Annotated in this window: 12 protein-coding genes; 5 read left to right on the top strand and 7 right to left on the bottom strand. The window is 66.8% G+C overall.

Going from position 1 to position 15,859, the window contains the following annotated elements; translation table 11 throughout:
• The first annotated feature begins 46 nt into the window (after positions 1-46).
• The 4 genes from STHE_RS06155 to STHE_RS06140 all read left to right on the top strand — a co-directional run bounded on the left by STHE_RS06155 (position 47) and on the right by STHE_RS06140 (position 5,462).
• Positions 47-1,747 carry a hypothetical protein gene (locus STHE_RS06155; protein ID WP_012871708.1) on the top strand — a complete coding sequence of 567 codons (1,701 nt, stop codon included), beginning with the start codon at positions 47-49 and terminating at the stop codon, positions 1,745-1,747.
• Positions 1,704-2,669 (top strand): HEAT repeat domain-containing protein, encoded by a 966-nt coding sequence (locus STHE_RS06150; protein ID WP_245534889.1) that lies wholly within the window; start codon positions 1,704-1,706, stop codon positions 2,667-2,669. The genes STHE_RS06155 and STHE_RS06150 overlap by 44 nt, the downstream gene beginning before the upstream one ends.
• A 253-nt stretch (positions 2,670-2,922) precedes the next feature.
• A complete protein-coding gene (locus tag STHE_RS06145; protein ID WP_012871706.1) occupies positions 2,923-4,464 on the top strand; it encodes a UDP-N-acetylmuramoyl-L-alanyl-D-glutamate--2,6-diaminopimelate ligase in 1,542 nt (513 codons plus the stop codon).
• 5 nt (positions 4,465-4,469) lie between these two features.
• Positions 4,470-5,462, top strand: a complete 993-nt coding sequence (locus STHE_RS06140) for a TolB family protein (RefSeq protein WP_245534887.1) — start codon at positions 4,470-4,472, stop codon at positions 5,460-5,462.
• 228 nt (positions 5,463-5,690) lie between these two features.
• Here the strand turns inward: STHE_RS06140 and STHE_RS06135 are convergent, their stop codons facing one another.
• The 7 genes from STHE_RS06135 to STHE_RS06105 form a co-directional block, all read right to left on the bottom strand.
• Positions 5,691-7,235, bottom strand: coding sequence for an amidase (locus STHE_RS06135; RefSeq protein ID WP_012871704.1), 1,545 nt, complete (start codon positions 7,233-7,235; stop codon positions 5,691-5,693).
• A 452-nt stretch (positions 7,236-7,687) separates the two neighbouring features.
• Complete coding sequence (gene aspS, locus STHE_RS06130) at positions 7,688-9,517, bottom strand: aspartate--tRNA ligase (RefSeq protein WP_012871703.1); 1,830 nt, start codon at positions 9,515-9,517, stop codon at positions 7,688-7,690.
• Positions 9,518-9,589: 72 nt separating this feature from the next.
• Positions 9,590-10,990 (bottom strand): MazG family protein, encoded by a 1,401-nt coding sequence (locus STHE_RS06125; RefSeq protein ID WP_012871702.1) that lies wholly within the window; start codon positions 10,988-10,990, stop codon positions 9,590-9,592.
• Positions 10,991-10,997: 7 nt separating this feature from the next.
• Positions 10,998-12,830, bottom strand: coding sequence for a translation elongation factor 4 (gene lepA, locus STHE_RS06120; RefSeq protein ID WP_012871701.1), 1,833 nt, complete (start codon positions 12,828-12,830; stop codon positions 10,998-11,000).
• Between the two features lie 81 nt (positions 12,831-12,911).
• Positions 12,912-14,459, bottom strand: coding sequence for a murein biosynthesis integral membrane protein MurJ (murJ, locus tag STHE_RS06115; RefSeq protein WP_245534886.1), 1,548 nt, complete (start codon positions 14,457-14,459; stop codon positions 12,912-12,914).
• 101 nt (positions 14,460-14,560) lie between these two features.
• Positions 14,561-14,848, bottom strand: coding sequence for a hypothetical protein (locus tag STHE_RS06110; protein ID WP_012871699.1), 288 nt, complete (start codon positions 14,846-14,848; stop codon positions 14,561-14,563).
• 93 nt (positions 14,849-14,941) lie between these two features.
• Positions 14,942-15,298, bottom strand: a complete 357-nt coding sequence (locus STHE_RS06105) for a cupin domain-containing protein (RefSeq protein ID WP_012871698.1) — start codon at positions 15,296-15,298, stop codon at positions 14,942-14,944.
• 177 nt (positions 15,299-15,475) lie between these two features.
• Here STHE_RS06105 and rpsT point away from each other — a divergent pair, with 177 nt between their 5' ends.
• Complete coding sequence (gene rpsT / locus STHE_RS06100) at positions 15,476-15,751, top strand: 30S ribosomal protein S20 (protein ID WP_012871697.1); 276 nt, start codon at positions 15,476-15,478, stop codon at positions 15,749-15,751.
• The last annotated feature ends 108 nt before the right edge of the window (positions 15,752-15,859 follow it).

Raw genomic sequence — 15,859 nt, 5'->3', positions numbered from 1 at the left:
AGCGCGGTCCGCCCATTTGTTTCGACGCGAGGAGAGTGGATCCGGGATGCAGACGGCAGAGGCAGCTTCCAAGCCGCAATTCGTGGGCACTGAAGACGAGCAGCGGATGGCTGAGGAGATCTTCCAGGCGCTGTCCACCATGGGCAGACTGTTCCCGCGCTCGGCGCCGATCCGCAGCCCACTCTCCGCGCTCGCCGAGTTCTACGCCTCGCGACACGGTGAGCGCTCCGCGGAGGAATGGAGTGTCGAGATCGACCGTGTCCTGTCGATGAACCCGGACGTGTTCCTGCGCGAGGAGGCGGAAGGGCGGGTGGTCTTCGCGACGACCCGGGAGGGTCGTGCTCCGGTAACGGAGGAGGAACCCGTCTCCGAGCACACGCTGGCCCAGCGCTTCCAGGAGCCGGTGCCGCTGCCCGAGCAGCCGAAAGTCTTCGAGCCGCGACGGCGGCCGGATCTCGTGGGAGACACGTTAGTCACTGAGCCTGCGGATGTGGTGATCCCCGAGATCACGGAGGAGGCCGCCGAGCCGCTTCCGGAAGAGCCGGCCGAGATTGAGGTGGAGGCAGAAGTCGAGCCGGTGCCAGCGATGGAAGCGGCGGCACTCGTCAGCGACGAGGAACTGGCGGCCCTGGACGACGCCGCGCTGGCGGAGATCATCCGTCGCGACCTGCGTCAGGATCTCTCGGTCGCCAACTTCGGTGACCAGTGGATGATGGAGGACAAGGTTCCCCGCCTGAGCCGCGGCGAGTTGCGGCGCATCCGCGAATATCTCCTGGAGCGCGGGGAGCCGCTCACCGACGAGATCCTGCTCCAGGACGTGTTGGGTCTGAATCCCTCGGCCGCCGATTACGAGCTGATGCGGTTCGCGTTGAACTTCCGGCTGTCGCGGGAGCATCGTGAGTTCGAGTTCGTCGGGACTCCTGGGCAGCGCCTGTGGAGCACGAGTGGCCTGCCCACGATCGGCACCACGAAGCGGAAGCCGAGCGAGATCGGCTCTGACTACCGCTTCTTGCTCGACTACGCGAAGGAGCCGGTCGAGGCGGCCGAGCCGGTCGTGGAGCACGTGCTCACGTTCTACGAGTATCACTACGGAGTGCTGCCCTACGACGCCAACTTCGCCGCGCTCCTCCCGCCCCCGATGCTGCCCGACCAGCGGGCGGCAGTGCTCGTCTTCGAGTCGCCGCAGACGTATGAAACGTTCTTCGTCGAGCTCCGCTACCCGACGGGGAACCGTGGCGGCTACCTGGCAGGCTTCGAGGCGTTCTTCAGCGCCAACCTGGTGCCCGGCGCTCTGATCACCATCGAGCGCAGCGAGAACGATGGCACCTACCTGATCGAGTACCTGCCGGTGTCGGGCCAGGATCGCAAGCTGCTGCAACTCGACGAGAAGAAGGGGCGCTACGTCTTCCGGCCGACGACCTTCTACTGCGCGACCCAGGACAACATGCTCCTGACCGAGAACCGGTTCCCGCGCCTGGCGAATCAGGCGCCGCTGGAGGACCGGGTCCGGCGGCGGCCGGAAGAGACGCTGGCGGCGGTCTTCGAGCGTATCGGTGAGGCCGAGGGGAGTGGCGACTCCGTCCGCTACATGGCCATGCTCGACGATCTGGTCGCGGTGGCCAACGTGGAGCGCCCGATGCCGGCCGATCTGATCCGGGACATCGTGCAGTCGCCGAGCAATCCCCAGTTCAGCGTGGATCCGGATGTCGAAGATGTTTTCTACTATCAGCCGAACCCCGCAGAATGACCCGAGTGCCGCGCGGGTGATCGAGCGGCTGCGGGCGATCGGAGGCGGTCAGCGCTCGGCCAGTGCGGTCGCCGAACTGACGGACATCAGCCGGGCCGCGGCGGTTCAAGTGCGCGCCGAGTGGCCGCAGCTCCCGCTGGATGCCCGGCGCTACCTTGTCCGGCAGATGGTCGATCTGGCCGAGGAGAACGTCGAACTCAACTTCAGCCGCATTCTGCGTGTCGCGCTGGATGACGACGACGCCGAAGTGCGCGCCGTCGCTGTCGCGGGCCTCTGGGAGGACGAGAGCAACGACTGCCTCGACGAGCTGCTGGGTATGCTCGCCCGTGAGCGGGAGCCGGCGGTGCTCGAGGCCATCGCGACCGGCCTCGGGCAGTTCGCCTGCCGCGCGAGCCTCGGCGACCTCGACGACGAGCATACGGCACAGGTTCGGAGCGCGCTCATGGATCTGCTCCACGGAGACGCGCCGTCGTGGGTCCGCCGGCGTGCCCTCGAGTCGCTCGCGTGGTTTACCGACGACGCTGAGGTAACTGCGGAGATTGCGGCTGCATACGCCTCTGAGGACCGGGAGCTGCGGGTGAGTGCGCTCTTCGGTATGGGGCGCAACCTAGATGCGTCCTGGTTGCCGCAGATCCTGGCCGAGCTGGAGAGCGACGACCCGGAGTTCCGCTACGAGGCGGCCAAGGCCGCGGGCGAGTTGGGAGATCCCCAGGCGCTCGACTCACTGCTGAACCTGATTCGCGACGAAGACCGCGAGGTGCAGACCGCTGCGATCGGCGCGCTCGGGCAGATTGGCGGTCGCGTCGCAGTGAACGTGCTGCGCCGGTTGCGTCGAGACAAGGACCCGGTGGTTCGCGAGGCCGCCGAGGACGCGCTCGTCCAGGCCTTCTATGAGTCCGACCCGCTGCGGCCCGGCGTATGAGGCCCGGTCCCCTGGCTGCACCTGGAGCTGCTACGGTGGTCGCAGGACGCGGCTCCGCTCCATCGTCCGTGGCGGTGGCCGTGTGTCCAGCGGGTCGTGACGAATCCGGCTTCCAATGCGTTGAATACTATCGAGCCGTCCTCACTATGACGGGTGGGGGCTGTCATCACGCACGCCTGCCGGTCGCGCAGCAGGGGTCGGCTCCGGGCCGTCTGTGGCGCGGCCGTTTGGCTGGGTATGATCCGGGGGGGCAGTGACACAGAGCCGCTTTTCAGACCTGATTCAGGCGCTTCCCGTGACCAGCTCCGGGGGTGACCTTGGGACGGTGGTCACGGATGTCTGCTATGACTCGCGGTTGGCTCGTCCGGGCAGCCTGTTCGTTGCAATGCGAGGCGGCTACACCGATGGGCATCGCTTCCTGGCCGACGCCCGCGCTCGCGGTGCCGTCGCCGCCCTGGTCGAGTCGTGGGAACCTGATCTCGCGAACTACCCCGCCTATGCTGCGGTACCCAACACGCGCGCGGCGCTCCCGCTGGTGGCGGCGACGTTCTTTGGTCGCCCGGCCGAGGCGCTCGGGATCATCGGGATCACCGGCACCGACGGCAAGACGACCACCTCCTATCTCGTGGATGCCATGCTGCGATCGGCCGGGTACCGGACCGGTCTGATCGGCACGATTGCCGTGCGGGTGGGGGACGAGATCGTCGACCATGACACGCGACAGACCACACCCGAGTCGCTCGACGTGCAGCGCCTGCTGGCGCAGATGCGCGAGGCGCGCGTCGATTGGGCCGTGCTGGAGGCGACGTCCCACGGCCTGGCCCTTCACCGGCTCGACGAATGCGCATTCGACGTGGGCGTTGTTACCAACATCACCCACGAGCACCTTGAGTTCCACGGCACGATCGAGGAGTACCGGCGTGCCAAGGCGCGCCTCCTGGAGCGCGTCGCCGGACGCGGCCCGCGTCCATATCCTGGCGGGGTGGTGCTGAACCGGGACGATGAGGGAGCACGCGCGATCGCGGAGGCTGCCGGGACCGCGCCGGTTCTCTGGTTCAGCGCTAAGGGAGCCCCCGCCGATCTCCAGGCCGATGATGTGCAGCTCGCGGCCGACGGCACGTCGTTCCGCCTGACGACGCCTCGCGGGTCGGTGCCGGTTCGGCTCAACCTGATCGGGGCGTACAACGTGGACAATGCCCTGGCCGCGGCAGGGGTCGGTCACTTGCTTGGGTTGAGCCCTGAGGCCATCGCCCGCGGGCTGGAGTCGCTCGCAGGCGTGCCGGGACGGATGCGCCGTGTTGATCTCGGCCAACCGTACACCGTGATCGTGGACTACGCGCACACCCCTGATTCGCTGGAGAAGTCCCTGCGGCTCCTCCGATCGCTCGTGCCCGGCCGCGTGATCGCGGTTTTTGGCAGCGCGGGTGAGCGGGACCGTGCCAAGCGCCCGCTGCAGGGAGCCGTCAGTGCCCGGCTCGCCGATTTCTCGGTGTTCACGTCAGAAGATCCGCGGTTCGAGGACCCCGATGCCATCATCGCCGAGATCGCGGCTGGAGCACGCGACGCCGGCGCGGTCGAAGGCCGGGACTACGTCTGCATCGAGGATCGGCGAGCGGCGATCCGGGCGGCGCTCGACTGGGCCCGGCCGGGGGACGGCGTTCTCCTGGCCGGGAAAGGTCACGAGCGGTGTATCATCTATGGCGCCGAACGGCGCCCGTGGGATGAAGCGCGGGAAGCGGAACTTGCGCTCCGCGAACGCGGCTATGGTTGCACCGCCGCGGGAAACGACGAGTGATGACGATGCAACGCTGGCGTCGGTTATTGCGAGCCGGACTGGTCCTGGTGGCGCTGCTGGGACTCGCCGGCATCGCCTGCGGCGCACCGGACCCACTGCTCGATGACAGGGACGCGCTTGGCGCCGCGCCCACCGGCCGAATCCTCTTCGCCCAGAATGGCGATATCCACGTGTGGGATGGGTCGACAACACAGATAACGCACGTCGGCGACGCGTCGTACCCACGTTGGTCGGGCGACGGCAGTCGGTTCGTGTTCGTCCGCACCGGCGACGCGTTCTCCGACCTCTACATTGCCAACGCCGACGGCAGCGGCATGGAGCAGTTGACCTTCTACCAGCCGCCAATCCAGCCCGGCACCGAGGCGTACATCCGGGAGGCTATGTGGGCGCTGGACCCGGTGTGGTCGCGCGCAGGTGACGCGATCGCATTTGTCAGCGACCGCAACACGCTCAAGAACTTCCTGTGGCTGATGCCTGCTCCGGGAGAGAACCCCTACCAGATACAGGCCTCAACCTACAACGGTGAGAACGTGGAGCATCCCGACTTCTCGCCCGACGGCCAGCGGATCGTGTTCGCTCAGCGCACCACTGGCGAGAACGACCTGCAGCGCTGGACGCAGCTCTGGGTCGTGGATCTCAATACTGAGCAGCTCTTCCCGCTGGTGGAGACCAACGAGGGAGCCTACGATCCCGCATGGTCGCCGGATGGTCGGTGGATCGCCTACACCGGCCGGACGGGGGCCGAGAACGACATCTGGGTGGTACCCGCCGAGGGCGGCACCCCGATACGGTTGACCAACTTCGGCAACGTGCGCGCTCCGACCTGGTCCCCTGACGGGTCCTGGATCGCCTTCCTCCAGACGGACGGTGGCTCCTTCAAGGCGGTCGCCGCCCCCTTCTCCGTGGGCGAGGACGGCACGCCGAGGCTGGGCGAGCCGCAGGAGCTGTTCAAGGGCTCCGGCATCGACGCCACCTCCGGCCTCTCCTGGGCGCCGTAACGAGCGCCGGCCCCGCGGTATGGAAACGGGGCTTCTCCTACTATCCCAGCCGCTACTCTCGTCGCCGCAAGCGACTGTGACAAGGCGATCGACGACCGCTCTGAACGAAAAGGGAGTTGTTCTCCACCTCACTGGCGCCGAGAAGCACGCGAAGTGATGCCGCCCCGACCTCGAGAGGTCAGGGCGGTTGTGGCAACCCTATCGGTCTACACGGTGATAGTGCTGGGCTCAACTCTCCGTCATGCTGAGACCGTCAGACTTTGCCATCGGTGCAGTCAGTGGCCGGGCAGCCGGGATCTCGTAGATCTGCCGCCAAGGCCGCAGCCGTTCAAACACCGCGCTGGCGGTGAGAACATCCGCGTCGGCATAACGCCGGCCGATGATCTGCATGCCCACCGGGAGCTTCCCATGGGCCATTCCCGCGGGGATCGATGCCGCCGGGTGCCCGGTGAAGTTGACGAAGTAGGTCATACACCAGCCAATCAAGGGATCGACCGGCACACCATTGATCTCGGACGGTCCGACCGTGTTGCCGTCGTCTGCGTTCTCGACCGGCAGGCACGCGAGGGTCGGCGTGATCAGCAGGTCGTACTCGTTGAGCACTCCCTGGATGGCGTCGTAGATCTCGGTGCGCATCTGCTGGTCGCGCTGGACATCGAGTGCTGTCATCCGGTAGCCCTCCTCGATCCAGCGCAGGTACTCGGGTGGAAGGTCGTCTCTGTGCTCTCCCAAGAGGTCGATTCCGCCCGCCTTCAAGCCCTCGATTCCCGCGACGTTGAGCGGGATGATGAGGCGGCACCAGAGGTCGCTTAGCTCGCGCTGGTCGCGCGTGATGCCGACGCACACCTCTTCGACCTGAGCGCCAGCCTCAGTGAAGGCCATGGCTGCCTCGTCCACGACCCTCCGAACCTCGGGATCCACCGGATACACGTCGAAGTCGGGACTGTAGGCGATTTTCCAGCCCTTCACTGAGCGGCGTAGTGCGGACATGAAGTCCACTTGCTCGTCCAAGCTGAAGGGGTCCCGCGGGTCATACCCAGCCAGCGCGCTCAGGGCGAGTGCCGCGTCCTCGACGGTGCGCGTCAGCGGGCCCTCAAAGAGGAAGGGATCGGTACCGCTGAACGCGTTCGGACGGTTGACGTACGGAACACGACCGAACGATGGCTTGTAGCCGTACACGCCACACCAGGAAGCGGGGATCCGGATGGACCCGCCGCCGTCGGTACCCTCGGCAAGCGGTAGAAGCCCGTCGGCAACGGCGGCTGCGCTGCCGCCTGATGAGCCACCACTGTTGCGCGAAAGGTCAAAGGGGTTCCGCGTCGGTCCAAACAGGTAGTTATCGCAAGTGCCTCGGAACCCCATGATCGGGCTGTTGGTTTTCCCAAGAATGATCGCTCCGGCGCGCTTGATCCGCTCGGCAAAGACGCAATGAGCATCAACGACGAAGTCCTTGAGCGCCCGGATCCCGCCGAACGTACTCTTCCAACCTGGATGGTAGTCGAAAAGATCCTTGATCGCCGTCGGGACACCATGGAGCGGGCCGAGTTCCGCCCCGGACATCACAGCTCGCTCGGCCTCCTGCGCGCGCTCCCGGGCCTCGTCGAAGGCGACGTAAACGAACGCGTTGAGACTGGGGTTCCGCTCCTCGATACGCCGGATGAATGCGTCGACCACCTCCACAGGCGATAGTTCGCGACGCCGGATCCGTGCCGCCAGGTCTGCGGCTGGAATGTAGGCCAACTCGTCGCGGTCGGGTTCGACTGCAGACGCCATCGTGCTCCCGCCCTCCATCGTTTGTCTCGGATGAGTCGATGGTCACATGATATGGAGGAACGGGATCGGATGTCAATCTGAACTACACGACTCATGCTCCTGACGACCGTATATTTCGCAATTAACTGTCTTGTCGTCCGAGGCTCGTATTCTGCTTGCCAGACGACGCTCGGAGGCACCCGTCTGGCGGTCCTTACCTGTGCGACTCTTCTCTGAAGAGTCGCAGGGGGCAACGACCAGGCTGTGCGGCTCCTCCCCCGGGGTGGCGGCGACCGACCTCGGCGAGCCGCGCCACTTCCTGGAGGTCGGCGGGCCGTCGCGTGGCAATCGGAGGTTAGGAGCGCTCGTCAAAGCCGAGATGGATCTCCTCGCGGGCGAGCAGGGCGGGAGCCCTCACTGGGCTACGAGTGGACGGCACGCAGCGCGGGAGAAGAGGTGCCGAAGCCGGGCGGCTAGGCGCCGGCCGGCTTCGGCAGGACGACGTTGATGTGGAGTTCCTTGAGTTGCTCTTCGTTGATGGGTGACGGCGCGCCCATCATGAGATCCTGCGCGCTCTGGTTCTTCGGGAAGGCGATAACCTCGCGGATGTTCTCCTCGCCTGCCAGGATCATGACCGTGCGATCGATGCCGGGCGCAATGCCGCCGTGCGGCGGCGCGCCGTACTCGAAGGCGCGCAGAAGGTGTCCGAACCGCCGCTCGATCTCCTCCTCGTCGTAGCCCATCAGCTCGAAGATCTTGTTCTGGACGTCGCGCCGGTGAATCCGGATGCTCCCGCTCCCCAGTTCCCAGCCGTCGAGGACGATGTCGTATGCCTTGGCGCGGGCGCGGCCGGGGTCGGTCTCCAGGATCTCGAGATCCTCGTCCATGGGCGAGGTGAAGGGGTGATGTGCGGCTTCCCAGCGGCCGTTCTCCTCGTCCCACTCGAAGAAGGGCATCTCGACGATCCAGCAGAACGCGTGGACGTCGGTGTTGACGAGCCCGAGCTGGTGGCCCAGCGCGACGCGCAGGCGGCCGAGCACATTGGCGGCCACGGGTGCCTGATCGGCGACGAGCAGCATCAGGTCGCCGGGCCCGGCTCCGAGACGTTCGGCCATGCCCCTGATCTCGTCCTCGGACAGGAACTTCGCGATCGGCGAGCGCGGCGTCAGGGAGCGGTCATCGCTCGCCAGCAGGCCGATCCAGACCAGGCCCTTGGCACCGAAACTCTGCGCCTGCTCGGTCAACTGGTCGATCTGGCCGCGGCTGATCCCGGCCTGGCCAGGCACGGCGATACCACGGATCACGCCGCCCGACCGTGCGGTGTTGGAGAAAACGCCGAACTCGCTGTCCGCCACCAGGTCCGTCACATCGGCGATCTCCATGCCGAAGCGAAGGTCGGGCTTGTCGGTGCCGTAGCGCAGTATCGCCTCCGCGTAGGTGAGCCGCGGGAAGGGCTTCTGCAGAATCGGCTTGGTCGCCAGCTCCTCGAACATCGCGGTGAACAGACCCTCGGTGAGGGTCAGCACGTCCTCCACGTCGACGAAGGACATCTCGAGGTCGAGCTGAGTGAACTCAGGCTGGCGGTCGGCGCGCTGGTCCTCGTCCCGGAAGCACCGGGCGATCTGGTAGTAGCGGTCCATCCCCGCGACCATGAGGAGCTGCTTGAGCTGCTGCGGCGACTGTGGCAGCGCGTAGAAGTGCCCCGGGTAGATCCGGCTGGGTACCACGTAGTCGCGCGCGCCCTCAGGTGTGCTCTTGACCAGCACCGGTGTCTCGATCTCGATGAAGTCGCGCGCGTCGAGGTAGTCGCGAATGAACTTGACCGCGCGATGCCGCAGCATCAGGTTGCGCTGCATCCTGGGCTTGCGCAGGTCGAGGTAGCGGAACTCCAGCCGCAGCGTCTCCTCGACCTCGACATCCTCGTTGATGTAGAACGGGGGCGTCTTGGCCGGGTTGAGCACCTCGATCCGGTCGGCCACGACCTCGATCGCCCCGGTCGCCATGTTGGGGTTCTCGGTGCCGGCTGGTCGGGCCGCGACGGTCCCGGTGATGGAGAGGACGTACTCGTTGCGCACCGTCTCGGCGGTCTGGTGGGCCTCATGCGAATGCTCCGGGTTGGCCACGACCTGGGTGATGCCGTAGCGGTCGCGCAGATCGAGGAAGATCAGGCCGCCATGGTCGCGGCGCCGGTTCACCCAACCCTTGAGGGTGACGGTGCGGCCGACATCGCCGGCGCGCAGTTCGCCGCAGGTGGTATAGCGGCGCTGCCCGGCGCGCTGTTGGATGTCACCCAAGTCGGTCATGCGGAGCACTCTCCCTTCAAGCATTGCGTGGCCCGGTGCGGCCGTGTGCGGCGCGCAGTCGGTATGGACGTATCAGTATAGATCATCGGGGGTGGCGGCCGTGTGCCCGCGGATCGCTGCTTCGAGCGCGAGCGTCCGCTCCCGTAGCGCCTGTTCGGCGTCGAGCCCCGCCTCGGCTGCCAGGAGCGCAGTTGCCAGGAGCGCATCGCCCAGGGTCTCGGCGGACACCGGCTCCTCTCCCGCCGCAAGCGCCCGCCAGCGACTCTGGAGCATGTCGGGATCGAACGGCAACAGTCCGGCCCTTACCGCGCGTCGGAGGACAGTCTGGGCACGCATGAGGGCCGGGAGCGCAGCCGGAATCTGGCCCAGTGGGTGCGCTGCCTCGTCAACCCCTCGCTCCGCTCGCTCAGCGCGCTTGATCTCGTCCCAGCGTTGCAGGACGTCGCTCGCGTCGGCGGCGTGGGCTTCGCCGAAAACATGCGGGTGGCGGCGCACCAGCTTCGCCGACAGGTCGCCGATGACGTCCTCCAGGGTGAATTCCCCCGCCTCCTCAGCGATCTGGGCATGCAGGTAGACCTGGAGCAGCAGGTCCCCAAGTTCCTCACGCAACGCCGCTGCGTCGTCGCGTTCAATTGCCTCCAGAACTTCGTACGCCTCCTCGATTCCCGCGCGCATCAGCGACTGGTGCGTCTGCTCGCGATCCCAGGGGCAGCCACCGGGGGCACGAAGCCGCGCCACGATCCGCTGGAGTCCCGTAGCATGCCGGGCGCTCTCGAGCGGCGACACCGGCGCGAGATAGATGGCAAGCATGTCTCCGGTGGCGTCCGCGAGACTCCCCAGCGCCGTCTCCACTGAGTGGAGTTCTCCCGTGGGTGTGTGGTTGAGAACTAGCAGTGTCGTTGAATCCGGGTAGAGACGTGCCAGCGTCTCGCACGCGGCTGCCATCACACGGGCGGGACCCGGGTTCGTCAACAGCAGCGGCTGCAGCGGCGACAGAGCCGCCTCCCCGCCACCGAAGGGCGCGTGCTCGGCAGCCAGGGCCAGGTCAAGCGTATCCAGCACCTGCACGCCCAATGCGAGGGCGGACGGGGGAAGCGCGGCGGTCGCAGCGTCGACTACGGTACTAGCGGGAATCGTGTTAACCGGGACGGCGGCTTCCTCAGCGCGCTGGAGCAGCACACGAACCGTGGCGTCGCCAACGAGTGGGTTCCCAGGGACGGCGTACACGACCGCGTCAGTCCGCGCGGCATCGAGGAGCGTGTCGATCCATCGCTCGATGACGGTCGCCAGGGGCGTGTCACTGTCAAGCAGGTCTTCGAAGGCGGGCCGGCCGGCCGGCGCCGCCTGCTGGATGACCACGGGATGATGGCGCGTGCGGAGGAAGACCTGCCCGTTCGCGAGCGCGTCCCGCGCGGCCTGGCTCAACGCCGCGGGATCGCCGGGGCCGAGGCCTACCAGCGTGATACCTGGCATGGGCGTGTTACTCCCGCCCCGGGGAGCGGCCGTTTGCGTCACCGCCAAGGCTCAGGACTGCCAGGAAGGCTTCCTGCGGGATTTCGACGCTCCCGACCATCTTCATCCGCGCCTTGCCCTCCTTCTGCTTCTCCAGCAGCTTGCGCTTGCGGGTCACGTCTCCGCCGTAACACTTGGCCAGCACGTTCTTCCGCATGGCGCGGATCGTCTCACGCGCGATCACCCGGCTGCCGATTGATGCCTGCACCGGGACATCGAACAACTGGCGCGGGATCAGCTTGCGCAGCGACTCCACCAGCGCCTTTCCGCGCTCGTACGCTGAACTGCGGTGGGTGATCAAGGACAGAGCGTCCACCGGCTGCCCGTTGACGAGGATGTCGAGCTTGACCAGATCCGACGCCCGCATGTCGGCGAGCTGGTAGTCAAGACTGGCGTATCCCTGCGTGCGTGACTTGAGCTGGTCGTAGAAGTCGACGATCAATTCCGCCAGCGGCATCTCGAAGCTGAGCTGGACGCGGTCCTCATCGAGGTAGGTCATGTCGACGAACTGACCGCGGCGGCTGGTGACCAACTCCATAATCGTGCCGATGTAGCGTGAGGGCGACATAATCGTGAGGCTCGCCCAAGGCTCTCGGATCTCCTCGATCTCTCCCGGCGACGGCATGTCGGAGGGGTTGTCCACATGGACGACCGTGCCGTCGCGCTTCAGTACCTCGTACTCAACGCTCGGCGCGGTCGCCAGAAGGTCAAGCTTGTACTCGCGCTCGAGCCGCTCCTGGATGATCTCCATGTGGAGCAGACCCAGGAAGCCGCAGCGGAAGCCGAAGCCCAGGGCGTCGGAGGACTCCGGCTCGTAGACGAGAGATGCGTCGTTGAGCTTGAGCCGCGCCAGCGCGTCGCGCAGCGCCGGGTAGTCCTCCCCGTCCACGGGGTAGAGCCCGGCGAAGACCATCGGCTTGACCGGCCGGTAGCCGGGGAGTGGCTCCGGGGCAGGGCGCTCGGCATCGGTGACGGTGTCGCCCACCTGGCAGTCGGTCACGACCTTCAGACCGGTCGCGATGTAGCCGACCTCGCCCGCGCCGAGTTCCGAGACACGGGTCATCGTCGGCCGGAAGACGCCGATTTCGAGCGCGTCGGTCTCCTTGCCGGTCGCCATCAGGCGCAGCGGCTGCTCCTCCCGCAGGATCCCGTCGACCACCTTCACGTACGCGATGACGCCCTTGTAGGGGTCGTAGTGGGAGTCGAAGATCAACGCACGAAGCGGCGCGGTGCGATCGCCGCTCGGCGGCGGGATCTTGGTCACGATGGCCTCTAGGATCTCATCGACCCCGAGGCCCGACTTGGCCGACGCGAAGATGATCTCGTCCTCCAGGAGCCCGATCACCTGCTGCAGGTCGTGGGCGACCTTCTCGGGCTGGGCGTTGGGCAGGTCGATCTTGTTGACGACTGCCACGATGGCGAGTCCGGCGTCAATCGCCAGGTGAACGTTGGCCATCGTCTGCGCCTCAATGCCCTGCGCGGCGTCCACAACGAGCAGCGCGCCCTCACAGGCGGCGAGGCTGCGGCTCACCTCGTACGAGAAGTCGACGTGGCCGGGCGTGTCGATCAGGTTGAGGGCATAGGTGATCCCGTCCTTCGCCTGATAGTCCATGCGAACGGATCGGGCCTTGATCGTGATGCCCTTTTCCCGCTCCAGATCCATCGAGTCGAGGATCTGCTCGACCATCTCTCGCTCGGTCACCGCGTGGGTGTACTCAAGGAGACGGTCAGCCAGAGTCGACTTCCCGTGATCGATATGAGCGATGATGCTGAAGTTTCGAATACGTTCTTGTTCGACCATACAGCGCGCGCCGCGACCTCCACCCCTGCGGATGCTCGAACGCCAAGTATAACCGAGCGACCGCGCCGCACGCAGCGGCTGTCATGCGCGGCGCAGGCGGGAGCGGACGCGGTCGAGGGTCTCGAAGAGCTCGGGCGCGCGCAGGTAGTAAGCGGAAACGAGGTACGTAATGCCGGTGGCGCCCAGCGTGACGACGAACATGACCATACCCGCGATGGACCGTCCGTCGGACGGGTCGGTCACCTGTGCCAGCGGGCCGGCGAAGCGCAGGGCGACGACCGCCATGATCGCCGTGGCTGCTGCTGCCTTGATCGTCGATTCGAGCAGGCCCCGGCCGAGCCCGCCGATGCGCCGGTAGAGGACGGTCAGCAGGATTGCCATCTCCACGATGGTGGTAAGTGCGATCGAGAGGGCCAGTCCCCCGTGCCCGAGGCGCGGCGCGAGATAGGCGCTGAGGGCTATGTTGGCGATGACGGTCACGATGGCGACCGTCACCGGCGTGCGGGTGTCGTGCATGGCGTAGAAGGCCCGCGTGACCGCCTCGACGACCGCGAATGCCACCAGGCCCACCGAGAAGTAGGCGAGGGCCTGGGCGACGAGCCGGGTGGACTCGTCGGAGAAGGAGCCGAACTGGAAGAGCACCTGGACGATGCTGGTGCGGAAGGCGAAGAGCCCGACCGACGCCGGGAAGGTGAGGAAGATGAGCGGGCCGAGCGCGCCGCGCAGGGTTACTTTGAGGTCGTCAAGCTGATTCAACTCATACTGGCGGGCCATCATCGGGAAGATCACGGTCGAGAGGCTAAGCGCCAGCACGCCGTGCGGCAGCATGAAGACCTGGTAGGCGTAATTGATCGCCGAGACCTTGCTCTCGCCAAGCCGGGAGGCGAAGTTCGTCATGACGATGAAGTTGATCTGGAAGGCTGCCTGGCCTACCAGACGCGGGGCCATGAGGCGAGCTACCTCGCCCAGACCCTGCACACGGCGCGAGAGCGTGGGGGAGAAGTGCATGCCGCGGCGAATGAGCCCGACGAACTGGATGCCGGCGTGTCCGGCTGCCCCGACGATGACGCCGACAGCAAGCCCGTAGACGCCCATCGTGGGTGCCAACAGCAGGGCGCCGGCGATGATGCCGAGGTTGTAGAGGATCGGCGCCACCGCAGGCAGGGTGAAGGCGTCCTGGGCCTGGAGCATCCCCTGCGCCGCGGCACCGAGCCCCAGCAGCAAGGGAGACAGGAGCAGGAGGCGGGTGATATTGACCGCCAGGTCTTGCTGCGGGGGCGCCAGTCCGGGTGCGACGATGTCTCGCATGAGCGGACCGGCGAAGAGGAACACAAGCTGCCCCACCACGAGCAGGGTGAGGACGGTGTACGTGAGCACCGCGCTGGCCAGGCGCCAGGCGCGGTCCTGCTCTCCCCGGCTGAGGAACCCGGCGAAGACCGGGATGAAAGCCGAGCCGAACGCGCCGCTCATCACGACGAGGAAGAGGAGGTCCGGAATGCGGAAGGCGGCGACGTAGGCGTCGTAGTCCCCGCTGGTGCCGAACTGCCGGGCGATCAGGATCTCGCGCAGCAGGCCGAGCACGCGGCTGACGACGAAGGCGGCGGCGACGATCGTTGCATTGGCTGCCACCGAGCGGGACGGTCGGGCTTTCTGCAGCGTGATCCGGCGTGGACGCCGGGAAGGGGTAGGCACCGGCCGCGCCCCGTGCGCGCGCCGCGGCGGGGCTGGCATCAGCGTTGCCCCGACCCCTCAGGGGACGGGGCCAGCAGCAGATCGAGGCGCTCGATCAGGTGGTCCAGTGCATCGAGTCGCCCTCGAGCGAAGGATCGAGCCTCGTATGCCTGAAATAGCTCGTGCATCGCTTCCTCGGTGCGTGGCGGGTCGATCGCAGCCGCCCCGATCCGCCGCTCAACCTCTTCGACCCGCAGGCGCTCCCGCTCGCGTGTCCGCTCCAGATCGTCGTGGAGCGCGCGCAATCGCGTGAGCAGCAGGTCCAGGTCGGGTGTCGGGTTGGACATCACCGCTCCCACGATGACACCGTGGCTCGCCCCGGTGTCCAGCCACCAACCGGGATCATTCTACCCCGTGCCGGTGGGGGTGCGGCGAGGGCATCACTCCGGCGGTTCGCCCCATACCGGCGGGCCGCCGCGGGTGATGCTGATGTGGGTCATCGATGCGCCAGGAGCGGCGCCGTGCCAGTGCCGCTCACCGGGGCCGGTGTAGATCACGTCGCCGGGCCCGACCTCGATCTCCTCGTCCTCCGTCCCGACGCGCCCCCGACCCTCAAGAATGAACAGGATCTGCTCACCGGGGTGCTCGTGCCAGTGGGTGCGCGACCCGTCCTTGAAGTGGACCACGGAGAGACTGATACCCTCCGCGCCACCGGCGAGGTAGCGCTCCAGCGTCGTCTCGCCCGTAAAGGTGGTGCCGCGCTCAACCGGTGCGGATCCCTTGCGAATCACCTGCATCGCGTTCCCCGCTCTCGATGGCGGCGAGGCGGACCTCGCCCGTCGGATCGGTGTAGGCCCATCGTAACAGAGGACGAGCGTGGTGTTGCCTGGAATTGCTGATCCTGCTAGACTTTGGTGGTTCGGCGGTGGCGCCGCCGATTGCGTGTGCGATCGAAATCCGGAGGGATGTGAGACTTGCCCAACACGAAGTCTGCGGCGAAGCGCGTCCGCGTTGCCGAGCGACGACGTATGCGGAACCGGATCTTCCGGTCGTCGGCCCGCACCTACATTCGCAAGGCCGAGCGGCTGATTGCCGCGGGTGATGCCGATGCGGCGGCGACGGCCGTGGGCGACGCGATCAGCACGCTCGACCGGGCTGCCATCAAGGGCATCATCCACAAGAACAACGCGGCGCGGCGCAAGGCGCGGCTGATGAAGAAGTTCAACGCGCTGATCCGCGGCGAGGAATAGCACCCTCACGGATCGCGGCGCAACAGCGTGTGTGCGATACGGGCTGCATCCGCGGCCCGTTTTGTCGTGCACTGAAACCGTCCCTGATTCGCTCCGTGCAGTCGCTTC

It is taken from the genome of Sphaerobacter thermophilus DSM 20745 (assembly GCF_000024985.1).
Taxonomy (GTDB): Bacteria; Chloroflexota; Chloroflexia; order Thermomicrobiales; family Thermomicrobiaceae; genus Sphaerobacter; species Sphaerobacter thermophilus.
This window is presented reverse-complemented; position numbering and strand designations above follow the sequence as displayed.